This is a genomic window from Nocardia sp. CA-128927, assembly GCF_050955855.1.
Classification (GTDB): Bacteria; Actinomycetota; Actinomycetes; order Mycobacteriales; family Mycobacteriaceae; genus Nocardia.
Genome location: NZ_CP192087.1, coordinates 2,866,285 through 2,892,693, shown reverse-complemented (window position 1 = coordinate 2,892,693; position 26,409 = coordinate 2,866,285). Strand labels below are relative to the sequence as shown.

18 protein-coding genes are annotated in these 26,409 nt (G+C 66.3%); 6 read left to right on the top strand and 12 right to left on the bottom strand.

Annotation, left to right across the window (positions count from 1 at the left end; translation table 11 throughout):
- Positions 1-49: 49 nt before the first annotated feature.
- On the top strand, positions 50-1,075 hold the full coding sequence (locus tag ACQPW1_RS13720; protein ID WP_433663091.1) for an FAD-dependent oxidoreductase: 1,026 nt from the start codon (positions 50-52) through the stop codon (positions 1,073-1,075).
- A gap of 53 nt (positions 1,076-1,128) precedes the next feature.
- Here the strand turns inward: ACQPW1_RS13720 and mbp1 are convergent, their stop codons facing one another.
- Entirely contained in the window at positions 1,129-1,380 is a 252-nt protein-coding gene (gene mbp1, locus ACQPW1_RS13715; protein ID WP_433663090.1) for a microaggregate-binding protein 1, read from the bottom strand.
- Positions 1,381-1,589: 209 nt separating this feature from the next.
- Complete coding sequence (locus ACQPW1_RS13710) at positions 1,590-2,222, bottom strand: LysE/ArgO family amino acid transporter (RefSeq protein ID WP_433663089.1); 633 nt, start codon at positions 2,220-2,222, stop codon at positions 1,590-1,592.
- Positions 2,223-2,295: 73 nt separating this feature from the next.
- Between ACQPW1_RS13710 and ACQPW1_RS13705 the strand changes: the two genes are divergently transcribed.
- The 3 genes from ACQPW1_RS13705 (at position 2,296) to ACQPW1_RS13695 (ending at position 4,573) form a co-directional block, all read left to right on the top strand.
- Complete coding sequence (locus tag ACQPW1_RS13705) at positions 2,296-3,168, top strand: LysR family transcriptional regulator ArgP (protein ID WP_433663088.1); 873 nt, start codon at positions 2,296-2,298, stop codon at positions 3,166-3,168.
- Between the two features lie 168 nt (positions 3,169-3,336).
- On the top strand, positions 3,337-3,669 hold the full coding sequence (locus tag ACQPW1_RS13700; RefSeq protein ID WP_357382689.1) for a histone-like nucleoid-structuring protein Lsr2: 333 nt from the start codon (positions 3,337-3,339) through the stop codon (positions 3,667-3,669).
- A 172-nt stretch (positions 3,670-3,841) separates the two neighbouring features.
- Positions 3,842-4,573, top strand: coding sequence for a PaaX family transcriptional regulator C-terminal domain-containing protein (locus ACQPW1_RS13695; RefSeq protein ID WP_433663087.1), 732 nt, complete (start codon positions 3,842-3,844; stop codon positions 4,571-4,573).
- A 29-nt stretch (positions 4,574-4,602) separates the two neighbouring features.
- Here ACQPW1_RS13695 and ACQPW1_RS13690 read toward each other — a convergent pair whose 3' ends face one another.
- Entirely contained in the window at positions 4,603-6,237 is a 1,635-nt protein-coding gene (locus ACQPW1_RS13690; protein WP_433663086.1) for an acyl-CoA dehydrogenase family protein, read from the bottom strand.
- Positions 6,238-6,329: 92 nt separating this feature from the next.
- Between ACQPW1_RS13690 and ACQPW1_RS13685 the strand changes: the two genes are divergently transcribed.
- On the top strand, positions 6,330-7,349 hold the full coding sequence (locus ACQPW1_RS13685; RefSeq protein WP_433663085.1) for a crotonase/enoyl-CoA hydratase family protein: 1,020 nt from the start codon (positions 6,330-6,332) through the stop codon (positions 7,347-7,349).
- 6 nt (positions 7,350-7,355) lie between these two features.
- Here ACQPW1_RS13685 and fabD read toward each other — a convergent pair whose 3' ends face one another.
- From fabD to ACQPW1_RS13640, 9 genes are all read right to left on the bottom strand, one after another.
- Positions 7,356-8,195: an ACP S-malonyltransferase gene (fabD, locus tag ACQPW1_RS13680; RefSeq protein WP_433663084.1), complete on the bottom strand. Its 840-nt coding sequence runs from the start codon at positions 8,193-8,195 to the stop codon at positions 7,356-7,358.
- Positions 8,196-8,213: 18 nt separating this feature from the next.
- Positions 8,214-9,179, bottom strand: a complete 966-nt coding sequence (locus ACQPW1_RS13675; RefSeq protein ID WP_433663083.1) for a quinone oxidoreductase family protein — start codon at positions 9,177-9,179, stop codon at positions 8,214-8,216.
- The gene (locus tag ACQPW1_RS13670) at positions 9,176-10,831 is read right to left on the bottom strand and encodes an FAD-dependent monooxygenase (RefSeq protein ID WP_433663082.1); all 1,656 of its coding nucleotides are present in this window, start codon (positions 10,829-10,831) and stop codon (positions 9,176-9,178) included. Before ACQPW1_RS13670 ends, ACQPW1_RS13675 begins: the two co-directional genes overlap by 4 nt.
- Positions 10,828-12,375, bottom strand: a complete 1,548-nt coding sequence (locus ACQPW1_RS13665; RefSeq protein ID WP_433663081.1) for an FAD-dependent monooxygenase — start codon at positions 12,373-12,375, stop codon at positions 10,828-10,830. Before ACQPW1_RS13665 ends, ACQPW1_RS13670 begins: the two co-directional genes overlap by 4 nt.
- The gene (locus ACQPW1_RS13660) at positions 12,372-16,877 is read right to left on the bottom strand and encodes a beta-ketoacyl synthase N-terminal-like domain-containing protein (protein WP_433663080.1); all 4,506 of its coding nucleotides are present in this window, start codon (positions 16,875-16,877) and stop codon (positions 12,372-12,374) included. The genes ACQPW1_RS13665 and ACQPW1_RS13660 overlap by 4 nt, the downstream gene beginning before the upstream one ends.
- 28 nt (positions 16,878-16,905) lie before the next feature.
- Positions 16,906-18,156, bottom strand: a complete 1,251-nt coding sequence (locus ACQPW1_RS13655; RefSeq protein WP_433663079.1) for a phosphopantetheine-binding protein — start codon at positions 18,154-18,156, stop codon at positions 16,906-16,908.
- The gene (locus ACQPW1_RS13650) at positions 18,153-22,922 is read right to left on the bottom strand and encodes a beta-ketoacyl synthase N-terminal-like domain-containing protein (protein WP_433663078.1); all 4,770 of its coding nucleotides are present in this window, start codon (positions 22,920-22,922) and stop codon (positions 18,153-18,155) included. Before ACQPW1_RS13650 ends, ACQPW1_RS13655 begins: the two co-directional genes overlap by 4 nt.
- Positions 22,841-24,187: a multidrug effflux MFS transporter gene (locus ACQPW1_RS13645; RefSeq protein ID WP_433663077.1), complete on the bottom strand. Its 1,347-nt coding sequence runs from the start codon at positions 24,185-24,187 to the stop codon at positions 22,841-22,843. The genes ACQPW1_RS13650 and ACQPW1_RS13645 overlap by 82 nt, the downstream gene beginning before the upstream one ends.
- Before the next feature lie 221 nt (positions 24,188-24,408).
- The gene (locus ACQPW1_RS13640; protein ID WP_433663076.1) at positions 24,409-25,152 is read right to left on the bottom strand and encodes an AraC family transcriptional regulator; all 744 of its coding nucleotides are present in this window, start codon (positions 25,150-25,152) and stop codon (positions 24,409-24,411) included.
- A 76-nt stretch (positions 25,153-25,228) separates the two neighbouring features.
- On the opposite strand from ACQPW1_RS13640, the gene ACQPW1_RS13635 reads away from it, so the two are divergent.
- Entirely contained in the window at positions 25,229-26,407 is a 1,179-nt protein-coding gene (locus tag ACQPW1_RS13635) for an MFS transporter (RefSeq protein WP_433665227.1), read from the top strand.
- The last annotated feature ends 2 nt before the right edge of the window (positions 26,408-26,409 follow it).

The window sequence follows — 26,409 nt, the reverse complement described above, 5'->3', positions numbered from 1 at the left end:
GGGGCGCGAGACTCCGCCGCGCCCCGATGGTGGCACCTAAGGTGGGTGCATGGTCACGATCATCGGCGGTGGAATCGCGGGTACGTTGCTGGCTGGTGCGCTCGCGCGCGATAAGCGGCCTGTCACGGTCTACGAGAGCCAACCGGCCGGCGGCGCGGGACACTTTCTGGCACTGGATGATCGGGCGCACACCGCGTTGACGCGGCTGGGAGTCGGGATCGATCGACTGCACGAGGCCTCGCATTCGCTGACCGAGCTGCGCGCGGCCGACCGTGCCGGAGTTATCCGCAGCGACTCCCGGACCGAACGCCGACTGTATCTGCGCGCCGACCTCATGCGCGCACTGACCGAATTCGCCGCCGACACAACGGCCGACCTGCACTACGACACCCCGATCACCGAGCTGAACAGCGAGGGGACGCTCTTCAGCAATGGAGATCCGGTTCCCGCGGACGACGTGATCATCGCCGCAGACGGCATCGACTCCCTCGCCCGGCGCCGCCTCGAACCCGAGCGCATCGCCGAATACTCCGGGCAGATCATCATTTACGGCATCACCAACCGGCCGATCCAGCCGAACACCGACCCGTCCGTGCTGCACTTCCACCGGCAACTCGACGACGACGGCAGGCCGGTCAGCACGTTCGGACACTTCTGGAACAACGCGATCTCGGTGTGGTTCACTCGACTCACCCGCGGGCCACTTGCCGTGCAGGACATCGGATCTCAGCCGCTCGACGGCTGGACGAAGACCATTCTGGCGGGCACCCCCGCGATCGCCGAGCTCGTCGAGACCATGCTGGCCGCCACCGAAACCGTGCACGTCTCCAACGCACGAACGGTGCCGCTCGCCGACGCGCGTCCCCCGCAAACCCCGGTAACCCTGTGCGGCGACGCCGATCACGCGATCACACCGGCTGCGGGTGTCGGCGCCCGCGACGCCATCGAGGACGCGGCGGCCCTGGCCGAGGCCATCATCTCCGGCGGCTCACCGGCCGCCGCGATGGCCGAGCGGCGACGCCAGATCCTCGACGAGCGGGCCGAGGCCGCCCAAATGTTCCGCAGCGCAACGTAAATCGGCGGCGCGGGGACGAAAGCTCGTCCCCGCGCCGCCGACAGTTATGGCGACTAGGAATCCTTGCCGCTCTCATAAGCGCTCTGGCGGGCCTCATTCAAGGTGGCCTCGGCGCGAGCCTTCTCGGCCTCGGCCTCCTTCTTGGCTGCCTCACGCTCGGATTCGGCCTTGTCCTGCTGGGCGCGGCCCTCGCTCTTCAGGCCTTCGTTCCCGGTGATAATGCCCGCAGCTTCCTTGGCCTTGCCCTTGACGTCTTCGACGACGCCCTCGACGGCCTCGCGCGGTCCGCTGTTGTCCTTGGTCATAACAACTCCTCCAACTCGGGTGTGGGCGGTCATTCGCCGCATACCCGGGCCTCCTGACCCCAATCAGCACGGAACGCAATGCGGGCTGTGTCTCGCGTCACGCCGTCGGCACAGCCAACCCCGTTCGCGCCGAACAACACTCGATACCGCACCGATGGCAACAATCGAGTTTCCTGCTCCATCGCGGTGAAAACCAACGGGTTTCAACGTCACAGCGAGGGGCCCGCGAGCAACAAGCCGAGGCCGAGCAGTGTCATCACCACGGCGATAGCGGAATCCAGCACGCGCCACGCGACGGGGCGGGCGAACAGCGGGCCGAGCCGGCGGGCACCATAACCGAGCGCGGTGAACCAGACGACGCTGCCGAGCATCGCGCCCGCGCCGAGAAACCAGCGATCGGGGGTGGCGTAGGTGCTGGCGAGGGAACCGAGCAAGACCAGGGTGTCCAGGTAGACGTGCGGGTTCAGCCAGGTCAGGGCCAGGCTGGTCGCCACCGTGGCGCCGAGCGCGACCGTAGTGCCCGCGGATCCGACGATCAGCGCCGAGGACGCGAACGCCCGGCGGGCCGCGAGCACGGCATAGCCCAGCAGGAACGCGGCACCCGCATAGCGCACCACCGTGACCACGGCGGGCACCGATTGGACGACCACACCGAATCCCCCGACGCCCGCGGCGATCAGCACGATATCCGACAATGCGCACACCGCGACCACCGCGAAGATGTGCTGTCCACGCACCCCCTGACGCAACACGAACGCGTTCTGCGCACCGATGGCCACAATCAGCGAGAGTCCGAAACCGAGACCGGAGAGGGCCGCCAGGGCGGCCGAGGAAACTTCCATATACATCGACGCTAGGCACGGCATTATCTCAAGGCAAACTAAAGTTTCTGCACTACCATTACGATTCCTTAATATGGATCTCCAGCTGGATCAGCTCCGCGCGTTGAACGCGGCGATCACCGAGGGCACCTTCGACGCCGCCGCGAAGAGCCTGCGGATCACGCCGTCCGCGGTGAGCCAGCGCATCAAAGCGCTGGAGGAGGCGGCCGGTCGCGTCTTGGTGCAGCGCACAAAACCGGTGTGCGCCACCAAATCCGGGCTCGCGGTGCTCCGGCTGGCCCGGCAGATCGAGCTGCTCGCCGGTGACACCGCGCACGAACTCGGCGACGCGGACCGGCCCACTCCGCTGCCCATCGCGGTCAACGCCGATTCCTTGGAAACCTGGGTACTGCCCGCGCTGGCCGTCGCACCGTCGGACATCTGCTTCGAGATTCACCGCGAGGACGAGGAACACACCACCCGGCTGCTCCGCGACGGCACGGTGATGGCGGCGATCACCGCCACCTCGGCACCGGTGCAGGGTTGCAAAGTGGAACGGCTCGGCGCGATGCGTTATCGGCCGATGGCCGAACCGCGATTCGCGCGCACCTGGTTCGGCGACGGTGCCACCGCCAAGGCTTATGCGGCGGCGCCGGTGGTGCTTTTCGATCGCAAAGACGATCTGCAAGACCGTCACCTGCGCCGCCGCAGTCGCCAACCGCTGGATCCGCCGCGGCATTATGTCCCATCTTCGGCCGGTTTCCTCGCGGCGGTTCGGCACGGATTGGGCTGGGGCATGTTGCCGGACCTGCAAACCCGCAATTTCCGAAGCACCGAGCTGGTTGCCATCGATGGTGCCGCATTCATCGATGTCCCGCTGTACTGGCAGCAATGGCGGCTCGACTCACCGGCATTGAGCGCAGTCGCCGCGGCGATAGCCGAGACGGCGGCAGAATCGCTGCGCTGAGTCCCGCGTATCGGATGCGCGTGCACTTGGTCGTGCGGCCTCGCGCATTCGCGCTCGCAAGCGCTCTGAGCAGTTCTGCGGCACAGTCCTTTTCTCCTCGCCGAGTTCGATGAGATACGGTATTAGTATTTCGAGCAATTACTCGTGACTACGCGAAGGACGCACCCCATGGCCAAGAAAGTCACCGTCACCCTGGTCGACGACTACGACGGCAAGTCGAAAGCGAATGAAACAGTTCAATTTTCGATCGATGGCGTGGCCTACGAGATCGATCTGTCCACCAAGAACGCGGGCAAGCTGCGCGTGACGCTGGAGCCGTGGGCGGAAAAGGCGCGCAAGACTGGTCGGGCGAAGCGGAAAGGCACCGGCAAAGCGACTTCCGCGACCGATCGCGAGCAAACAGCCGCGATCCGCGAATGGGCCAGGAAGCACGGGCACAACGTATCGACGCGCGGCCGGATCCCCGCCGACATTGTCGCGGCATATAACAACGCGAACTAGCGGTACCACGGGATTCGTGCCTCGATCCGACACATCGCCAGTTCACGGCGGTCGCCGCGGACTTCGGGCAGGCGATGTCTCGCGGGGGTCGTGGCGAGCTCGTCTGTAGAATTCCGGGTTCGGCCGCCGGAGTTCGACCGACGGTGACTCGGATAGGACGGGGTGTGTGGCGATGCGCGTGCGGAAGCTGACCGCTCGGTCGGCAATTCTGAGTGCGTTGCTCGGCGCGCATCCGGCGGAGGCGCCGGTCAGCTGGATCGTTTCGGTGGCCGAGGAACTCGGGTTGCAGCAATCTGCTGTGCGGGTTGCGCTGACCCGGATGGTTGCCATGGGTGATCTGGAACGCGCGAATGGTGTGTATCGGCTCTCGGATCGGTTGATCGAGCGACAGCGCAGGCAGGACGCCGCGGTGAGTCCCGTAGTGAAAACCTGGGACGGCGAATGGTTTTTGGCGGTGGTGACGGCCGTCGGCGACGACGCGCCTGCGCGCACCGCCTTCCGGGACACGATGCGCTCCCGCAAACTCGGCGAATTGCGCGAAGGTGTGTGGACCCGGCCCGCGAACATCGAGATCGTTCTCGGGCCGGATGCCAGTCGACGAGTTTCCGTGTTCACCGCCGCACCACAGGATTCACCGGTTGCGATGGCGGAAACCCTTTTCGCACCACAGCTTTGGGCTCGCGACGCGGAGCTGTTGCTCCGCGAGTTCGCGAGTTCGTCCTCGTTGCGGGCGCGGTTCGAGGTGGCGGCAGCGGCGGTGCGGCATATTCTCGACGACCCACTGCTGCCCGATCCGCTGCTCCCCGCCGGCTGGCCGGGGTTGCGCCTGCGGGCCGAATATGCGGCGTTCCGAACCGAATTCATGGCATTCGCGGAGCACCTGCTCGTCACAACGGATGTGTAGTGCCGATCGATGAACTGTGCCGGTCGGATTCAGTTGCCCGTCTTGGGTGTTGCCCGCTGAATGATCGCGGCGCTATCGATACCTGTCGGTAGCGTGCCGAAAACGTCGCCGTGCTCACCACCGAGCCTGCTGACGGTGAACGCGTCCGCGACCGCCGGATGACCGTAGCGAACAAGCAGCGACGCCTGAAGTACCTGCGCCATATCGCCGACGATGCGGCGGGCGCGATGCTGGATGGTGTCGAAGTCACCGAATTGCTGTTCGAGCCGGACGATCGCGGCATCGAGGTGCGTGTCGGCGCCCGCGGCGCGTTTGACTTCGTCGAAAAAGGCGCCGAGGGTTTCCGGTTGTTTGGCCATCGCGCGCAGCGTATCCAGCGCGGCGACATTGCCGGATCCTTCCCAGACAGACATCAACGGAGCTTCCCGATAGAGCCGGGGCATCCGCGATTCTTCGACATAACCGTTGCCGCCCAAGCATTCCAGCGCTTCGGCGGCATGGATCGGGCCGCGTTTGCACACATAGTATTTGCTCACCGCCAACGCGATTCGGCGCAACTGGTCGGCCCCGTCCACCCCGGCCGTCGCCCGATCGGTGAGATCGGCCAGCCACATTGCGACCGTGGTCGCCGCCTCCGCCTCGATTGCGAGATCGGCGAGCACATTTCGCATCAACGGCTGATCGGCCAGCGTCGCACCGAAAGCGCTGCGGTGTGCGGCATGATGCGCCGCCGCGGCGACACCGGTGCGCATCGCGGTAGCGGTGCCGATGGTGCAGTCCAGCCGGGTCAGGTTCACCATTTCGATAATCGTCGGCACGCCGCGACCTTCGGCGCCGACCAGCCAGCCGACGGTGTTGTCGTATTCGACCTCGCTGCTGGCATTGGAGTGATTGCCCAGTTTGTCCTTGAGCCGTTGCAGCGCAAAGGTATTGCGGGTGCCGTCGGGCAGCACGCGCGGGACGAAGAAGCAGGAAAGTCCGCCGGGTGCCTGCGCGAGCACCAGGAAAACGTCCGACATCGGCGCGGAAGTGAACCACTTGTGCCCGGTGATCCGGTAGGTTCCGTCGGACATCGGGGTGGCGGCGGTCGTATTCGCCCGAACGTCCGAGCCGCCTTGCTTTTCGGTCATCGACATCCCGGCGATCAAACCGCGCTTGGACAGCGGCGCACGCAGAACGGGGTCGTATTCCTTTGCGCACAACAGGGGTTCGTACTGTGCGGCGAGTTCGGGGGCGGCACGCAGCGCCGGAACAACGGCATAGGTCATCGAGATCGGGCAGCCGTGGCCCGCGTCGACCGGACCCCACACGCTCAATTTCGCGGCCCGCGTCAGATGCGGGTTCGGCCGCGTGTCCGCCCACACCGCGCCGTGCAGGCCGAAGCCGACGGCATGGGTCATCAACTGGTGATAGCTGGGGTCGTAAACGACCTCGTCGATTCGGTTGCCATAACGATCGTGCGTCTTCAGCGTCGGTGGATGTGCCTCGGCGAGATCACCGAGCTCGATGGCTTCGGCACTGCCGGCCAGCCGTCCGATCTCGTGCAGCTCATCGAGGGCGTGCTGGGCGCCCGCGCGGCGCAGCGCCTCGAGCAGCACCGGCTGCTCGGCGGCGTCGTAGTCGACGAGCGGGGGAACTTGGTTCGTGACCGCGTGGGTGGGCATAAAATCAGTATTACAGCGCTCCGTCAATTGACACAAGTATGTAATATCAGTGGGAAGTTCGCCGTCCCCCGACGTAGTCAGGAAACCCTCTCTTGTCAGACTTCGAGAATCACTCCGGCACCCGCCCGGCCGCTTGGTATGAGGGACTTACCGAAGCGCCCGATTCGCCGTGGGCCGACCGCGCGCTGCCGCCGACGGAAATCAGCTATCGCACGCTGACCTACGAGGTCACCGGCCGGATCGCGCGGATCACCTTCAACCGCCCCGAACACGGCAACGCGATCACCTCCGACACCCCCGTCGAGCTCGCGCACGCGGTAGAGCGGGCCGATCTCGATCCGCGCGTGCACGTGATGGTGGTTTCCGGGCGCGGTAAAGGATTCTGCGGCGGATACGATCTGTCGCTCTTCGCCGAGAGCGGATTCGATCCAGGCGAGTCCGCGGATTCGCCCACCGGCACCGTGCTCGATCCCGTGGTCCAGGCCCGCAATCACAATCCTTGGGGCACCTGGGACCCGATGGTCGACTACGCGATGATGAGCCGGTTCAACCGCGGCTTCGCCAGCCTGTTGCACGCCAACAAGCCGACGGTCGCCAAGCTGCACGGCTTCGCCGTCGCGGGCGGCACCGATATCGCGCTCTACGCCGACCAGATCATCTGCGCCGACGACACCAAGATCGGCTACCCGCCCACCCGGGTCTGGGGCATCCCGGCCGCGGGCATGTGGGCGCACCGACTCGGCGACCAGCGCGCCAAGCGGCTGCTCTTCACCGGCGACTGCCTGTCCGGCAAGCAGGCCGAGGAGTGGGGCCTCGCGGTCGAATCCACGCCCGCCGACGAGCTCGACGAGCGCACCGAGGCATTGCTCGAACGCATCGCCCGGATGCCGATCAACCAGCTGGTGATGGCGAAACTGGCGCTCAACAGCGCATTGCTCGCGCAGGGGGTGGCGAACTCCGGCATGATCAGCACCGTCTTCGACGGCATCTCCCGGCACACCCGCGAGGGTTATGCGTTCCAATTACGTTCGGCCACTACCGGTTTCCGCGAGGCAGTGCGGGAACGCGATGAGCCGTACGGTGACTGGAAGCGCGCGCAGTTCGAGAAGTAGCCGCGTTCAGGCCGCGATCTTCTCGATCATCGGGGTGAGCACGCGGCGGGCGCCGGTTTCGATGAATCGGGTCTCGCCGCGGTGCAACAACAATCGGATGCTGTCGGCCCAGCGGACCGGCGCGGAGATCTGCGCGGCGAGCGAGTTTCGCAGCCCGGCGTCGGCGTGGAGTTCGCCGGTCAGGTTGGCGACCACAGGAATTCGGAGGTCGCGGATCGGTGCGGCAACCAGGACCTCTTCGAATCGCGCCTGGGCGGCTGCCATCAGCGGTGAGTGGAAGGCCCCGCTGACCGGCAGCACCACATAGCGGGTCGCGCCCGCGGCGAGGAAATGGTCACGCGCCGAACGGATTTGCTCGGTGCTGCCGGAGATCACCACCTGGTCCGGGGTGTTCAGGTTCGCCAGCCAGATGCCGTCGGGTCTGCCCGCGGCGGCGGCTTCGACCTGTTCGGCAGTGAGGCCGACCACCGCGGCCATGGCGCCGCCGTCGGCCTCGGCCATCAATTCACCGCGGCGAGCAACGAGTTCGAGCCCCGTGGTGAAGTCGAATGCGCCTGCCGCGAACAGCGCGCAGTACTCCCCCAGGCTGTGGCCGAGCAGATACGACGGCCGCAGTGCCGACTGGCGTTGAAAACGTAAGTAGGTCAAGACATTCACCGTGTAGATGGCGGGTTGGGCGTATCGGGTTTGCGCTAGGCGCGCCCCGCCGGGCTCCATACACACGTCGCGCACCGAATAGCCGAGAACCGCGTCGGCCTCGCGCATGAGGTCGGGGAACTCGTCGAACAGTTCCTTGCCCATGCCGGGGAATTGCGAGCCCTGGCCGGGGAAGACGAATACAGGCATCGTTCGGTGCTCCGTCGGTCAGTCGCTGAGGTTGGTGAAGACGAACTTGTCGTTCGCACCCGCGGCCAGTTCGCGATAGGTCTCGACTGCTGCGTCGAGTGGGCGTGCGACGATCCCCGTCGGCACCGGCAGGGCGCCCGACTCGAACAGCTCGCCGAGGCTGTTGAGCGAAGCCGCGCTGGCGATGGTGTCGTGCCTGGCCGAGTTGACGCCGACGAGGGTGCCGCCACGGCGGTAGAGGTCGAGCACCGGGACCCGCTCGTGCCCGTCCGCGGGTGCGGCGATCACCGCGATGTGGCCGCCCGTGCCGAGCGCGGTGATCGCCGCGGGCAGCCAGAAGCCGGTGGTGTCGAACACGGCCTGGGCGCCGTCGGGGAAGCGGTCACGGACCTGTGCGGCGAACTTCTCGGTGTCGTCCAGCACGATCGCCTCGATGCCGCGGGCGCGTAGTTCGTCGGCGTGTACCGAACGGCGCACGCCGACAACGACATCCGCGCCGCGGGCGGTGGCGAGCAGGTAGGCGGCGGTGCCGACCGCGCCCATGCCGATGAGGACCAGGCTGGTGTCCGCGTCGACGCCGATGCGTTCGACGGCCTCCCAGGCGGTCAGGTACGGCACACCGGAGGCGGCGGCCTCGGCGAAGGACAGGGTGGTGGGTTTGCGTGCCGCACCGGCCGCGGGCAACGCGAGGTATTCGGCGTGCGAGCCATCACGGACGAACCCGAGTTCGCGGCCGCTGCCCCAGACTTCCTGGCCGATCAGCCCGGCGGGGCCGTCCACGACGACACCGGCGAAGTCGCGGCCGGGTGTGCGCGGCACGGTTGTGTACGGGAACTTGCCGAGCACGTTCTTGAAGTCGCTCGGGTTGACTCCGGCGGCGTGGATGCGCACGACGACCTCGCCCGAGACCGCCTCTGGCCTAGGCACTTCCGCGAGGGCCAGGGCGTCGAGTGAGCCGAGCTGGTCGAAACGCAGTGCCTTCATAGTCCGTCCTCGGTGTGCGGTGTGGTGGATGTGAGCAGTTCCCAATAGGTTTCGAGGGTGCGCTGATCTTCGAGCCGGAATACCGTCGCCACATAGCCGTCGGGGCGGATCAGCACGCCGGTGTGTGGCGGCACCTCCAGCTGCGTGCGCCAGCGTCCGGAAACGTCGAACAATACGTTGCTGCCCTCCGGTCGCCGGTACTTCTGTCGCGGCGACGGCCTGTCGTAGACGACATAGCTGGCAGTCTCCGTACCGACTGGCGCCGTGAACGTTTCCGGCGGGAAGGTATCTTCACCGGCGAAGACGAGCAGGACGTGCCGATGTGCGCCCAGTTCGTCCAGGAGTCGGAGCGAGTGACCGCTCGCGGTTTCGAAGACGCAGTGCGGCATACGTTCTCCGACGCGCACGCACGGCCCACCCGGCGTGCTCCCCGGTGCGGGGCGCGCGAAGAGGCCGCCCGCGGGATAGCCGACCCGGTATTGGCTGACCTTCGCCAGTTCTTCGGCGTGGTACTTGGGCAGGCGGAGCAGATAGTTCTGATAGCGCAGCAACTGTCGTTTGAGACGGTTGCGGCCGAAGATACGTTCGCTGAGCATGTTGTTGTATTCGAAGAGGCGCTGGGCGACCGGATGTCGTTCGTCGTGATAACTGCGCAGCACCGCGGTGCCGCCGTGGCGCAGGCTGCTGCCGAGCTTCCAGGCCAGGTTCATCGAGTCCTGGATGCCGGTGTTCAATCCCTGTGCGCCGATGGGGCTTTGGATGTGCCCGGCATCGCCGACGAGGAAGATGCCGCCCACCTGCAGTCGTTCGGCTAGGTATTGGCGCGGATTGAAGCGGGTGAGCCAGAATGGATCACCGAGTTTGACGTGTGCGAGGCCGACGGTGTGCAGCAGTTCGTCGAATCGACGCAGGATGAATTCCTCGTCGACTGCCGCGGACGCGGTGCGGGAGGTGGAGATCAGGCGGAAGTAGCGGCCGTCGATCGGCAGGATGGTGAAGAAGGTGCCCTCGTCCAGATAGAACGCGTGGCGGTCCTCGGGATGGTAAGGGAAACCGGCCATTTCGATGTCGGCCATGATGAACGTCTCAGACTGCTCTTCACCGTCGAAGGCCGTTCCGATCACATCCCGCACCCGGCTCCGGCTGCCGTCCGCCCCAACCACATAGCGCGTTTCGACCGTCGTGACAGCACCGTCGGCCGCGGTGAGGGTAGCGACATGGCGCTTCCCGGACTGCTCGATCTCCGTGAGTTCGAGGCCGCGCTCGACGTGGATGCCGCGCTCGGCCAGTGCGGCGGTGAGAATTTCGATCGTCCTGCGCTGGCTGAGGTGCAGCACGCCGTGGAATTCGCCGTCGAGCTGAGCCAGATCGGTGACGGCGATGGGGTTTCGGCGTTCGGTGTAGTGGTGGATGCGGCGGGAGAGGATGCCCTCCTCCAGGAAGCGGTCGGCGACGCCGAGCATCCGGAAGCACTCGAGCGTCCGTGGTGTCAGCGTCATCGCCTTGCTCAGATCCGACCAGCGGTCGAGCTTGTCGACGATCCGGAACCGCACGCCGTTGTTGGCCAGCGCCAAGGCCATGGTGAGACCGACCGGGCCCGCGCCGACAATCAGAACGTCGACCTGCCCTGTGCCGTTATAACTTTCGATCACCGCACACCTCCGCCGGATAGCTGCCAGGCCGACAGGCACTCGGCGATTCGCGGGGCCATGGCGTCGCGGTAGGCGGCGAACACGAATCGGTCCGGGCGCAGCACCACGAAGTCGGCGTCGCCGATGGCGCGGACCAGGTCACCGGTGGGGTCGTCGAGCACTTGTACTCCGGGTTCTCGTTTACTCGGCTCGCCGTGGGCACGCACCTGGACGACCACCGTGTCGGCACCGAGCAGCGCGCGCCATCCGATGGCGGATATGCGGCTGTGTGTTCGCGCCAGTACCGCGAAGCCATGACCGAGGAAGTTGTCCAGCGGTTGCGCGGTGCCCTCGTACAGCACCACGGGTTGCGGGAACATCTTTCCGCCGCACGCCTTTTCGTCGAAGAAGCCGAGCTCGTACTCGGGGGCAGGCTTGGCGCGGCGCTGATCTTCCACCGACAGTTCGCGAGCGTCCGGGGCCTCGCCGCTGTCGCCCTCGATCCGGCGGGCCAGGTGCCGGACGAAGGCCACGGTGCGTGCGAGGTGGCCGCCGCGCTCGATGTCGTAGCTGTGCAGGATGTCGGCGGGTAGCCGGCCCTGGAGCACGAAGGCGATCTTCCAGGACAGATTGATCGCGTCGCGGACGCCGGAGCACAGGCCCTGGCCGCCGTAGGGCGGGACGAGGTGTGCGGCGTCGCCGAGCAGGAAGACGTTTCCGTCGCGCAGCTGTTCGGCGTGCCGGAAGTAACGTTCGTACACGGCGGCTCGCACGACGTCGACCGGGTGATCGGCGATCAAAGGTCGCAGTGCGTCTTGAATGAGTTTCGGCCCAACGGTTTCAGCTCGGGCGGCCGCGGCGGAGAGTCGGCATTCGATGCGGCGCAATCCCTCCGGCAGGGAGATCGACACCATGGGCTGATCGGCGGTGTCTTGGTGCAGACTCCCCATGGCGGCCGCGAGGATGTCGTCATCGCGCACGTCGACCACCAGCCATTTCTCCTCCTGGGTGTCGCCGAGGAGTTCCACGCCCAGTTGCTGGCGGACGCGGCTGCGGCCGCCGTCGCAGGCCAGCAGGAAGCGGGCGGACGCGCGTAGATCCTGACCGTCCGCGTCGCGCATCAGGGTGACGATGCCGCCCGCCTCGTCGAAGTCGACGAATTCGATGCCCTCGCGCAATTCGACCGAGGGTAGGTCGGCCAATCGGGCGCGCAGGCCGGCTTCCAGGCGTGGCTGGAGGAAGGTGGCGAGGAACGGATGGCCGAAGGGGCCCGGAGTGTCGGGCGGTTGGAAGCGGGAATAGCCCACCGGGGAGAGGTATTCGATGGTCGGTGAGTATCGCAGTTGCGGCAGTTGGGTTTCCGCGATGCCGGTTGTCTGCATGGCGCGCATGGTTTCGTCGTCGATGCCGATTGCGCGCGGGTAGGTGTACATCTGCTGCCTGCGCTCCACGACCAGTGTGTGCACGCCGTACTGGCCGAGCAGTACGGCGGTGAAGAGGCCGACGGGTCCGGCGCCGATGATGATCGCCTCGTATTGCGTTGGCGGGGTGTCGAATCCATTCATCGGGCACCCCTTGTGAGAATGTTCAGCACGTCGTCGCGGCGTTGCTCGGGGTGCAGGAAGAAGTGGTCGCCGTCCAGCACGTGCAGGTCGAAATCGGAGGAGGTCCATGCGGACCAGCCGCGCATGTTCGCTTCCGTGACGCGATCGTCGTTGCGGCCGTGCAGGGCGGTGATCGGCACGTCCAGCACCTTCGCTTCGGTCTGGCGGAAGCTGCCGACCATGCGAATGTCGTTGGCCAGGATGGGCAATGCCATCCGCAGGAATGCGGCGTCAGCATCGGGGGCGGGGAAGCGCAGTAGTCCGGCGAGGGTTTCGAGCCGTGGATCGGTGAGGTCGCGGATTTCCTTGTCGCTCGGCAGATCCGGGTAGCCCGCTTGCCGTAGCTCTTCTCGGCAAGCGAGGTAGAAGGGGTTGCCGGTGTGGTCGGGGCTGCTGAATGCGCCGATGTACAGGTGCCGGGGTCCGGGATGGCCGCGTTCGCGCAGCCGGAGGGTCAGCAGGTAGCTGATCAATCCGCCCGCGCTGTGGCCATAGAGTGCGAACGGGCCGTCGCCGGAGCGGAGTACTTCGTCGGTCAGTTCTTCGACGATGCGATAGACGTCGGGCACCAGCGGTTCGGCGAGTCTAGTGCCGCGGCCGGGTAATGCAACCGGGCATACCTCGATGTCGCCGGGTAGGTGGGATTGCCAGCCGTGGAACAGCAGCGTGCTGCCGCCGCCGTAAGGGATGCAGAGCAGGCGCAGTGGGGCGTCGGAATTGCGTGGCGGGAGATACGGTTTCGCGGTGACGGCGCGGAGTTCCTCAGGTGGCGAGGAGCTTTCGGGGGTGTCTGTGCGTAAACGGACCGCCAGTTCGGCGATGGCGATGCCCTGCACGAGATCGCCGAGCTCGACGCGCTCGCGTGGGTTGATCGGTTCCAACGCTCGATACAGCCGGGTCGCCTGGATCGAGTCGATGCCGAGCGCGGCGGTTGTGTCGGCGGCGCTGATCTCGGCGGCCGGGAGGCCGGTGAGTTCGGCGATCAAGCGGCCTATCGAGGCCTCGAGCAGACCTTGTGCGGTGGACTTGGGTGCTGCGCTGATCTCGGCGATCTCGTCCACGGACAGCCGCAGTGTGTCCGCGGCGGCGTCCGAGGCGGCGATCACCGAGTCGATGCCGCTGTCGATCCAGCGGACCGTGCAGGCCTGGCATTCGACGATCGTGGCGGCGTCGGCGTCCAGCAGCGCGAATCGGCCGATCACGCTCTTGCCGTCGGGGGCGAGGTGGACGCCGTCGACGCGAATCGTGTGCGGCGCTACCGGCTCGCCGGGGCGGACGATCACACCCGCCATCCGTTCGACCATGAACGCGGCGGTCGCCGGCACGACGTCCGGCATGAGGACGTGGAATACCTGCGCGCACGCGTCGAGGATGCCGGGAGCGACGCGGGTCGCCGCTGCTGTGCGGACGACGTGCGCGGGATCGATGTCGGCAATCGCGACGGTGCCGGAGCGGCGCACCGCGCCGACGGAGCGGACGCTCGGCCCCAACCGCAGGCCGCGGTTGTGCATGGCGGCATAGAACTCGGAACTTGTGTACGCGGTGTCGAATCCGGCCGCTGCGCCGGTGATTTCGGCAAGGACCGGCGGCGGGTCGGAGCGCTTCGCGAGTGCGCCCGAGACATGGGTGCGCCAGCGATTGGTGTCCGGGTCGACCAGCGAATGGAAGCTGAATCGTGGTGCGGTGGAGTCGATGTCGTCGAAGACCAGCCGCACCGAAACCGGCTTGTCCGAGACGACGAGTGCGGTGCTGAAGGTCATCTCCGCGATGTCGAAGCGGGCGTCTGGGGCGAGCCTGGCGGACGCGCGGAGCACCATCTCGACGAAATAGCCGATGTGCACGATGTTGTGGGTGTCGGCGAGCGGGAGTGTGCTGCTGGCGAGTACGAAGTCCAGTTCGGAGCTGCCGCGGCGCGAGGGATGGATGCGAGGTTCCAGTGGGTCACCGAGGGGTACGGCGGTCGGCTCTTGCTGAAGCGTCTCGAGGACGTAGGTCGACTCTTCGTAGGCCGTGGTGGGCACCTGGACACGATGCGCCGCGGTGCCCTCGTACCAGGCCGCCCAGTCGACCTCCGCGCCCAGTTCGTACAGGCGCACCAGGGCTGACAGCAGCGCGTCCGTGTCCGGGGCGAGATCGACCACGGAGAGTGCGGCGGCCATCGTCCGGGTCGGTGCCGATTCGAGGCCGAGCACGACGGCCACCCGTGCCTCGTGGCCGACGCAAAGGCGCGCGGTGCGGGCGAGGTCAGGCTCGGCCTGTGCGGCTTGTCGCCAGTAGTCGGGTTCGAGTGCCTTGCGTGGGCTGAGGAATTCGCCGGTGGCCGGGCAGATCACGGCGGCCTCGAAACGGAAATCCTGTGCGGGTTCTAGTGATGACGAGCCCGTTCCCGCCGGAATCCGTAGCGCGGCAATGCCGGTCGATGTATGGAATGTCGGCTCATCCCGTGTGGCAGCGAACAGGGCGATCAGTTCGCCGACGATGCAATCCGCGCTGCGCGCACCGGTTTCGATGGCCGTCGCGTACATGCCGATGCCGTCGGGGCACCAGATCTCCGGCTCGATGCCGAAGCTGCGCCACATTCGGATCAGGCCGGACAGTACGGCTAGTTGGTGGCAGGCGGCCTCGACCGGGCTGTCGGTGCGGGTCCCCCTTGGTAGTGGCGTGCCGCGGTGCGCCGTCCATGCGGTGGCGACGGCATCGAAGCCGCTGCGGAATCCGGTGAACGAGCGGTACCAGGCGTCCGCGCGTGGATCCGGTTGCTGCGGAATGAGTCCCGCGAGGATGAAGACCGGCTTCAGTGGACCGGTTCGGGTCAGCTGGGATCGGGTGGTGAAATGCGGAGTGGACGCCAAGGTTTCGAGTGCGTCGAGCAGTTCGTCGCGATTCGTGCCCGTCACGTAGGTGCGGTAGGGGCCGTGTGGGCGGCCGGTGGCGTAGGTGAAGCACACGTCTTCGGCCTCCGCGTCGGGCGTGGCATGGAGGTATCGCACCGCGTCATCGATGGTGGTGGCCAACGTGTTCGCGGACCGGGCGCCGAGTAGCAATGCATGCGTGCGGTGCTCGGTGCCCGCTGTGCGTGCTCGTTCTTCGGGGCTGCCGATCACGACGTGCGCGTTGGTTCCGCTGAATCCGAATGAGCTGACTGCGGCGACCAATTCACGTCCAGGGACGCCCAGGTGGGCGTCGGGGACCCGCAGACCCAGCTTCTCGAAGTCGATCGTGCGGCTGAGCGCGTCGTATCCCGGTTGCGCGGGGATACGGCGATGTTGCAGCACCAGAACCACTTTGAGCAGTGATGCCAGGCCGGACGCGGCCTCCAGGTGGCCGATCTGCGCCTTGTTGGATCCGACGATCAGCGGCCGGTCTGCCGGACGGTCCTGGCAGTAGGCCGCGCTGGCCGCTGTCATCTCGATCGGGTCACCCAATGGTGTTCCGGTTCCGTGGGTTTCGAGGTAGTCCACGTCGGATCCGCGGAGCCCCGCCTTTCGCAGGGCCTCGGTTAGCAGGTGCCGCTGTGCTCGTCCGTTCGGCACCGTCAGGCCGCTGCACCGGCCGTCGTGGTTGACGGCGGTGGCGCGCACCACCGCGAGTACGTCGTCGCGGTCGATCTCGGCGTCTGCCAACCGCTTCAGTACGACGACGGCTCCGCCCTCGCCGCGACCGTATCCTTGGCCCTCGCCGGTGAACGGGTGGCAGCGGCCGTCCAGCGACAGCGCGCCGAATCCGGCCAGCGCGCCCACCACCGACGGATCGAGCAGCAGATTCACCCCGCCGACCACCGCAACGTCACAGTCACCGTTGCGGATGCCGTCGCAGGCCAGATGCAAGGCAACCAGGGACGACGAGCACGCGGTATCGATGGACAGCGCGGGCCCGGAGAAGTCGAAAGTGTGGCTGATCCGCCCGGACACCACGCTGTCGAGCGTGCCGGTCGCCACGTAATGCCCCGGCTCCGCGGACTTTCGGGCCAGCGCGCCGTATTCGCCGCCGATCACCCCGAAGTAGACGCCGACCTTGCCCGTCATGCGCCAGGGGTTGTACCCCGCCCGTTCCAGCGCCTGGGTGGTGAGTTTCAACGCCAACCGCTGAGTCGGATCCATCTCGCGCGCCTCATTCGGCGAGATGTTGAAAGGCCGTGGATCGAAACGCATTACGTCGCGATCGAGATAGTAAGCAGGCGCATAGGCCGCCGCCGCAGGATGCTGCGCGAAGTACTGGCTGTGCACATTCCGCAGCCACTCACTCGCGGGAGCATCACGCTCGCAAGACTTTCCGGAGTTCAACAACTCCCAGAACGCTTCCGGCGAATCCGCACCGCCCGGAAGTTCGCACGCCGTACCAATGATGGCAACGGGCGCCGCCGCACCGGTGCCGGCCGCAGCCTCCTGGTTCAGCTCTCGAATCGTCGCGAGCGACTTCCGCAACAGAGCTCTGAGCTGCCCATTCTCTTCTTCGGGTGTCATCTGTGTTCCTCGATCGAATAGCCGGGCGTCAGAGGATCGCGGTAAGAACGCGCTCGAGCTCCACCGGCGACAGATCGTCGATGGCAGCGGAATCCAATGCGGTAAGGACGTTCTCGCCGTCCGAGGTGTCCTCGACACGTACCGGTGGTAACTGTGGTGCCGAAACCGGCTGGGCAACCGCACCATCGAGCTCACGCTCGAGATAGTCGGCGAACTCCGTGATCGTCGGGTAGTCGAACGCGGTCGTCTCGTCAGGCTCGAACCCCAGCGCGGCAGAAATCTGAGCACGAACGTCGGCAAGATGAATCGACGTCATCCCGATGTCGAAGAACCCCAGGTCCACAGCGGGCAACTCCCCACCCGAGTAGGCAAGAGCACCACCGATCCACCCCTGCAATCGCGTGCGCAGAAGTTGGCGGCGCAGCGTCGACGGCAGATCAACCAGCTCCGAGCGCAGGTCACCGGTGGTGCTCTCCGGCGCACCCGATGCGATCGTCGCGGCGGTCGCGCCAGACAAGGCGGTCGCGGCTGTCACAGCTGCCGCACGAGTTGGGACAACCGCTTCAATCCACGCGGTCGGCGCGACCGCGGCGGTGGTGGTGGAAGGGGCTGCCGCGACGGTTGCGGGCGATTCGGTCGCAGGGGTCGCTGCGGGCAAACCGGTCGAGGCGGTGGGAACGTCGGCGCGGGCCGACGGAGTCTGTCCTGTCGTCGGTCCGGGCTGCTGCGGCAAATTCTGGTCCGCGCGTCCGTTCGTGGCAGGTGCGGGCCAGAATCGCCGACGTGACAACGGGGTCGGAGGTAGGTAGGCGGGTAGCTCCACGTCCAATTCCGGGTGGACGACGCTCCAGTTGATCGGAAAGCCAACCGTCCACAGGGCGGCCAGGCGGTCGTAGCATCCGTCGGCTGCCAGCTGCCGTACGTACTCCTGGTCTGCGGCCAACCCGTCGTTGAACAGGGTCATCTCGACCCGGTTGGCGTAGATTCCCTTTCCGCGTAGTCGGTTTCCGCTGTCCGGGTGTTCGGCGAAGAAGCGCAGGGACTCGACTGCTTCGGCCAACGTGGCCGTTACGAACGCGAAGCGGTGGGGGAAGGTCTCTCGTCGGCGCAACAAGGTTTTGGCGACGGACGCGAGTGTCACGGTGCCGGCGAATGCCGCACGGCGGGGGTCTCGTTCGGTCGAGTCCAGATAGGTGGCGAGTGTGTCGGCCTGAGCTGCAAGGGTTTCCGCGGTTCGGGCGGAGACGCCGATGACGTATCGGGGCACGGGTGTACTCATGGCTGGTGCTCCTCGATCAGGACATGAACATTGGTGCCGCCTGCACCGATCGATGACAGTCCCGCGCGACGCGGGGTGGTGCCCGCGCCCATCTGGGCGGGGTCCCAGTCTTCGAGGGTTTGTTGGACGTAGACCGGGGAATTGGCGAAATCGATGGCCTGGTTGGTGCGCTCGGCGTGCAGTAGCGAGGGGACCAGTGTGCGGTTCTGTAGTTGCAGGAGCACCTTGGCCAGCTGGGCGACACCGGCGGCCGCTTCGGCGTGCCCGATGTTCGATTTGACCGAACCGATCGCGCAGTGCTGGCGTCGCGGCGTTGCGGTCTCGAAAGCGGAACGGATGGCGGCGATTTCGACTGGATCGCCCAGTCGGGTGCCGGTGCCGTGTGCCTCGAAGTAGGTGATCGTGTCGGGAGTCCAGCGGGCCTGCCGCAGCGCTCGTTCGATGGCGGTGGTGTGTGCTGCCGGGCTCGGTACGGTGAATCCGTTGGTCCGGCCGCCGTGGGTGAGCGCACTCCCCCGGATCACGCCGTAGACCCGGTCGCCGTCACATACCGCGTCTGCCAGCGGTTTCAGCAGAAACGCTCCAACAGCCTCGGCCGGAACGTAGCCGTCGCCCCCTTCACCGAAGGCACGGCAGCGACCATCTGAGGAGAGGAACTGGTACTGAGCCAGCATCTGGTACTTCGACGGATGCAGCGTGAGGTTCACACCGCCAGCAACCGCAAGAGAGCACTCGCCGCGGCGCAGACTTTCGCACGCCAGGTGCAGTGCGTACAGCGACGACGAGCACGCAGTGTCCAAAGTCAGGCTGGGTCCACGGAAGTCGTTGAGATACGACACCCGGTTTGCCACCGCGTAGGTCTGCGAGTTGATCGGCACGTAGGAATTCGCGTCCCCGACCTCATGCTGCACGAGCTGGTAGTTGTTGAAGCTTGCGCCGACGTAAACGCCGACCTCGTTGTCGTGCTCCGCGCTGATCCGCTCCCGCGAGTACCCCGCGACCTCCAGGCAGCCGCGGGTCGCCTCGAGGAACAACCGCTCCTGCGGGTCCATGAAAGCCGCCTCGACCGGCGCGATCCCGAATGCCGCCGCATCGAATAGGTCTACGTCGGAAAGGAATCCGCCCCACTTCGAGTACACCTTGCCAGGCACATTGCGCCGCGGATCGAAGTACCGAGCATGATCCCAGCGCTCGACCGGAATCTCGGCAATGGAATCAACTCCGTCACAGAGGTTCTGCCAGAACTCGGGCACCGAGTCAGCCCCGGGAAACCTCGCGTCGAACCCGATCACGGCAATGCCGTCGTCAGCTGGCTCACGCCGAATGCGCTGCCGTGCAACGGACCGTTCGCCCGGCGGTACCGCAACCCCAGAAGCCAGTTCAGGTACGAGCGCGCTGGCCTGTGCTGCGAGCGCGGACGGCCCAGCCGACGCGAGTACGGGCGGGACTGTGGTCGCGGGTGCCGCTGCGGGTGCAGGGCCCGGTGCCACTGCAGGCGCGACTGCCGCTCCGGGTGCGGGTGTGGGTACCGCTGTGAGTCCAGGTGCCACTACGGTTCCCGGCACCGCTCCGGGGACGGACGTCAGCGCCGCTGCGGAAGCCGAGCCGAAGTACTTGCTGACACCGTCGGCATAGTCGCGCTGGATTCGACCCGCGACCTCTCCGATATTGCGGCATTCGAAGAACAGGGTCGCGGCGATGTCGCCGAATCGTTCGGAGAGTTGCAGGTTGAGAGTGTGGATGATCAGGGAATCGATCCCGATTTCCGCGAATTCGGTTGCCGTGCGGAGATTCTCGCGGGGCAGCCGGGTTGCCTCGGCGATCAGATCGATCAGGAGCTGTTCCAGTCGCGCCCCGACCACCGCCTCCCCGTCGACCGTCGGAGCCGGCGCCACCGCTGCCTTCCCCACGAATGCAACCGAGTCAGGACCGGCCGAACCGTCGCCGCTCGATTCCGAGGCTCGCCGTACTGATGGAGAGGTGGTTTGCGCGACCGGCGCAGCGGTCACCTGCGACGTGTCGGGCACCTGACCATCGATGCGGAGATCAGTGTCCTCGTGCCAGAACGAATGCTGGTCGAAGACGTAGCCGGGCAATCCTGGAAGCCGAGGCGTTTCGTCGAGCTGGGGTCCGGCCCAATCGATATCGCAACCACGCAACCACAGTTCGAGGAGTGCGGCGGTCATGGTGCGCGGATCGCCGTCGGGCATCTGCACGACGCCGAGCGCCGCACCCCCATCGAACGGTCCGAGCACGACCACGGCCGACGACCGTTCGATGAGCGTGGCAGCGGCGGCGGCCAGGTCCGCGCCGGGAACAGGAAGCTCCAGCCGACGGGCGAAATAGGCTTCCTCGGTCCGCGTCGTCAACGCACCGAATCGGGTGAGCCGCGACGATCGAACCACCGACCGACCGCGCGCACTGTCCGCAAGAGCAGTCAGGTCAGCGTCCCCGAAAAGTGCTGCCACGGCATCACTTCGGTCCACGATGCCGTCACAGATCAGCACGGCCAGCTCCGCCGTCGCGGGCGGCAGCCAACCGGGCGGCGTCAAACCCCAGGCACGGTCGATCTCGCCTGCCGCCACATTGATCGCTAGGGCGAGCACCGCAAGCTGTTCCGGAGTCAGTTCAGGCGCCACCTGACCGAACCGGCGGATCGCGTCGACCACCGAAAAGCTTCGGGCGGACAGCAACTGCTCCCAGCGGCCGAGTGCGCGGGCGAAGGTGTGTTGATGGTCGAGTAGGAGAGCTGCCTGCGTGATATACGGCGTGACCTCGGTCAGCGTGCTGGCACAGCCGGTCACCAGGTCGCGCAGGTAGTCCGCGTCGATCTCGTTGGGCAGCAAGCATTCCTCGCCGACCAGCACCGTGTACTGCGGCGGCGCCTGCAACACCAGCGGATCGTCGACTAGCAGAGCGCCGACTGCTTCCTCCATCGGAATCGCCTGCGCGTGCACCAGTGCCGCAGCTGCGCCGACCGCATCGAGGGCGACCACCTCGGTGATCGCCACCCGACGCCGAGTCAGCTCGGCAAGCCCGTCGAGGTGCGCCACGAACCGGGTGAGGCGCCCGTCCGCGGCGAACTCACCGTCGCGGTCGGCGATCAGCGCACGCAGCTCTCGACCGGCCGCCGAGTCGGACACGGTCGCAGCCGGGAAACCCGCTGTGGCACTGCTCGAGTCGTACGGCGCGAGCAATACCATCGGCTCGGGCTGTTCCGCGACATGTCGAACGGAGCTCAACTCGCCCCGCCGCACCGCGGCAAGCAGATCCGCGATTCCCGCGGCCGGAACCCCGAGCCGATACGGCAGGCTCAGCAGCCGCTGATTAGCCGCATGGCACAGCTGTGGAACGAATTCCGGTTCGGCCCAACGCGGTTCGTCCGCCCACGCGGCGAGCGTCTTGCGCAGCGCGTCAGGGGTTTTCGCGGCCAACGTGAACACCGCGGGCGTGCGCTGTGGCACCGAGTCGCGACGGCTGACCGAAGCTTCGTATTCCTGAACTACCGCATGGCAATTGACGCCGCCGAAGCCGAACGAACTGATCCCCGCGGTGCGCGGACCGTTCTCGGCGGGCCAATCGACGAGCGCACTCGGGAAGCGAATGGTGGCACCGACGGCGTGCAGCAACGGGTTGTGGATCTCCATGTTCAGCGTCGGCGCGATACGACCGTGCCGCAACATCAGCAGGACCTTGATCAGCCCGGCCATCCCCGCGCCCGCCTCGACATGGCCGATGTTCGTCTTCACCGACCCAACGGCCAACGGCGAGCTGCGATCCTGGCCGTACACACTGTTCAACGCTTCGATCTCGATCGGATCGCCGAGGCTGGTACCGGTACCGTGCGCCTCCACATAGCTCACCGCCGACGGTTCGACACCCGCCGCGGCCAGCGCCCGATTGATGACGTCCGCCTGCGCCGCAACACTCGGCGCGGTGAGACTCCGGTTGTGTCCGTTGTGATTGGTAGCGATGCCGCGCAGCACACCGTAGATGTGGCAGCCCAAGCGTTCTGCCTTCGCACGGGTGGTCAGCAGTACAACACCGACGCCCTCCCCCGGGACGTAACCATTGGCCCGCCGATCGAACGTGAAGCACCGCCCATCAGGGCTGAGCATCCGCGACTGCGAGAACGCCAGATACCGCCACGGCGAGCAGACCACGTTCACCCCGCCGACCAGCGCGAAATCACAGTCCTCGGTGAGCAGGTCGGCACGGCCCTGAGCCAGCGCGACCAGCGACGCGGAGCAGGCGGTGTCGACGGTCCTGCTCGGCCCGTTCAGGTTGAGCAGGAACGAGATTCGGTTGGCCGCGATGCACGCGTAGTTGCCGGTGGGATCGAAGGCGTCGACCTGTTTGTTGTTGGAGATCCCCTTGATCAGATAGTCCTGCGCCATCAGCCCGACGTTCACCGAGGTACGACCCGACTGCAGCAGGTCGATCGGCAGCCCGGAGTCCTCGATGCAGTGCCACGTCTCTTCCATCAGCAGCCGATGCTGCGGATCGATGGCGACGGCTTCGCGCGGCGACAGATTGAAGAACGCGTTGTCGAAGTAGCGCGCTCCAGCAAGCTTGCCCATCCACTTGGTGTTGGTCTTCCCGGGGTTGCGGTCGCCCGGCGCGAAGAATCGGTCCCGATCCCATTGGTCGGGGCCGACTTCCGCGATGTCGGAGTGCCCGGTCGCTAACGTTCGCCAGAACTCTCCGGAATCGCGCGCGTTCGCGTACCGGCAGGCGAGGCCCACCACGACGACATCTTGTTCCATCGCCTTCGACTCCCTGGAATTCTCGAAGCACGGCTGCCACGAATCTCCGGGCGGCACAACACCGTTCGGACGACCACGGCGAGCGTGCACAAAGTGACGGCGACAATGCCCATGGGGACCGCACTGATCCCGCCGAGCCCCACCAGCGGCGCAACCACGGCGCCGAACAGGAATTGCGTGCACCCGAGCACGGCCGAGGCACTGCCCGCCGTCTCGCCGTGCGGTTCGAGCGCGAGTGCGGTGGCGTTCGGCATGATGAATCCGATCGAGGACACCATGAGAAACAGCGCGGGCACCAGAAACCACAGGCCGAGGCTGCCCACCGCGACCACGACGAGTACCGCCGCACCGCCGAGCACCAATCCGACCAAACCGATATCCAGCAGTGCGCGGGGCGTGCGTCGATTCAACAACCGGGCATTGAGCGCATTGGCAACCAGGATGCCCGCTCCGTTGATCGCGAAGAAGACGCTGAACAACTGCGGCGACGCCCGGTACACCTCTTGGAATACGAACGAGGACGCGGAGATATAGGCGACCATCGCGCCGAACGACAATCCGACAACAAGCGCATAACCGACAAATGACCGGTCCCGCACCACCTGCCGCATATCGTGCCCCATCATCACGAGTCCGCCGCCGCGACGATGGTCTATCGGCAGGGTCTCGGGCACCCAGCGATAGGCGAGCGCCAGAAACACCACACCCAGTCCGGCGAGCACCAGAAACACGCCACGCCAGTCCACGAATCGCAACAACTGACCGCCGACGACAGGCGCGATAATGGGCGCGACACCGTTGACGGCAAGCAGGATCGAGAACGCCTTTCCGGCCGCGGCACCGTGGTAGACGTCGCGGACAACGGCGAACGAGATGACGATCCCCGCCGCCCCGGCAATCCCCTGTAGCAGCCGAAACAGATCGAATACCAACACATTCGGCGCAATCGCACACAGCAACGAGGTGGCACAGAACAGCACCATCCCCGCGATCAACGGCCCGCGCCGACCCCGTGCGTCACTGATCGGACCGACCAGCAACTGACCGAACGCGAGTCCGATAAGGCACGCGGTGAGCGACGACTGCACCCCCGGCTGGGACGTATGCAATGCAGCGGCGGTTTGCGGCAGGCTCGGCAGGTATAGGTCGGTGGTGACCGGACCGAACGCGGACAGCGCGCCGAGCACGGCAATCAGCCGAATACTGCCTGTGCCGACACTCCGCTGACGGGTGTCGGTGTCCACGTCACCCACATCGATATCCACGACGAACCTCCACCGGCCCTCCAGCGAGGCTCGATCCAACGTATGAATTCCCCCGTAACCCCCTTGGTGGAAAAGTTTACTGAGATCGGCTTTAACTCTCGGTGAACGATCCGTGGATTAGGCTACCGAGCTCTATGACGGGCGTCACGAAAGGTAGCTGACCTGCATTCTTTGCAATTCACCTGAATAGGCCATAACCGACAAGTCGCCCGCGGGTGCTGCTATTTCAGGTCGCGGTTCGCGCGAAATGCGCCGGGGGTATGACCGAGTGTGCGGCGATAGACCTCGATGAACGCACTAGCCGACGACCAACCGCACCGATGCGCGACCACGGTGACCGGCACTTGTTCGGCGAGTAACTGCATGGCGCTGTGCAGGCGCAGCTGAGTACGCCATTGCGGGTAGGTCATGCCGAGTTCCGTGCGGAACAGGCGGGTCAGCGTTCGTTCGCTGGCACCGACCTGACGACCGAGTGCGACCAGCGTCCAGACCTCGGTGAGGTCGAATTCGACCAGCGCGCAGGCTTTTCGGAGCCGCTCATCGCGGGCGGCGGGCAGCCTGAGCGGTTGTTCGGGGCTGCGGTGCAGTTGATCGATCAGGACTTGGCGCAGCCGCACGAGTTCGGTATCGGGCAGGTCCTGCGAGGTCGAGCAGGTGATGATGAGCTCACGGACCAGCGGCAGTGCCGCGAGCACCGACGGCGTGGTCCAGTCGGGTGCCAGATCGAACGGGAAGCCCACCGTGTGGAACCGCGTCGGGCCGTAGAAGTGATGTTCGTGCCAGCACCCGGCGGGGATCCAGATCGCCCGGTCCGCGGGGGCGATCCAGCTGCCCGCATCGGTCCGGACCTCGGCCACCCCTGAGCTCGGGTAGACCACCTGATGTTCGGCATGCCGATGCCGGTGAATGCGCGCTCCCCCGGCCAGCGTCTTCACCACCGTCGAATCCTGGCTGAATATCGACATAATCCGACAGTTTATCGGAAGCCTGCTGCCCTCCATCGTCCATAGGCTGCTGGTGGGACATAGGAGAAGGACGGTGATGGTGAGCACGGGTGTCGAAGACAAAGCCGTAGTGGCGACCGATTCTGCGTGGAAGCGCATGCGGTACTGGGTGATTGCGCACGCGGTCGATGACTTCTATCAGGGCTTGGTGCCCGCGAGTATTCCGTTCTTCGTTTTGGAGCGGCACTACAGCTATGTCGCCGCCTCGGGTCTCGCGCTTGCCGCGGCGTTGGGCAGTTCGCTCCCCCAGCCGGTGCTCGGCCTGCTCGCCGACCGGTGGCGGCTGCTGTGGCTCGCGCCCGCCGGGGTGGCGGTCGCAGGGCTCGGCGCGGGCCTGGCCGGGCTGGCGCCGACGTATCCCGTGGTGTGGGTCTTGCTGCTGCTGTCCGGGATCGGTGTCGCCGCGTTCCACCCGTCGGCGGGGCGGGACGCGCGCCGGGACGCGGGGCACAGCGCGTCGGCGATGAGCCTGTTCGCCGCGGGCGGCAGCGTCGGGTTCTTCCTCGCGCCCGCGCTGGCGACCCCGGCGCTGGTCTCCTACGGCGTCGGGGCTACCGCGTTCTTCATTCCACCGGCGGTGCTGATGGGCTTCGTGTTGTGGCGCTATCAGTTGCGGCAAAGTACCGGCTCGCACGCCACGACTTCGACCGTGGGCCAGGACCGTTGGGTTCCGTTCATGGTGCTCACCGCGATCGCCGTTGTGCGCGCGATCATCTCGTTCGGGCTGAGCACCTTCATCGCGCTGTATTGGATCAACTCGCTCGGCGGTTCACGCGCGCTCGGCGGTGCCGCTTTGACCGCGTTCATGGCCGGTGGCGTGGCGGGCACTCTGCTGGGTGGACGCATCGCGGACCGGATCGGAACACTCCGCACCATCCAAATCGGTAGTGTCGCTGCCATTCCCGCACTTGTTGCGTTACGCATTACGCCGAATCCGCAGTTCGCCCTCGCGCTGGCCGTCATCACCGGCGTGACCGTGAACATCCCGTTCGCGGTCTTGGTCAAACTGGGTCAGGACTACTTGCCGAGTCGCCCTGGCACTGCCGCGGGCGTCACCCTCGGCCTCGCGGTCAGTGCGGGTGGCTTGTTCGTGCCGCTGCTCGGCGTGATCGCCGATCATCAAGGGCCACAAGCAGTCCTGACCACACTGTGCGTTGTTCCCGTTGCCGCCGTCGGTCTGGCACTCATCCTCCCCCAGCGCGCCGACCGCGGCTGAGC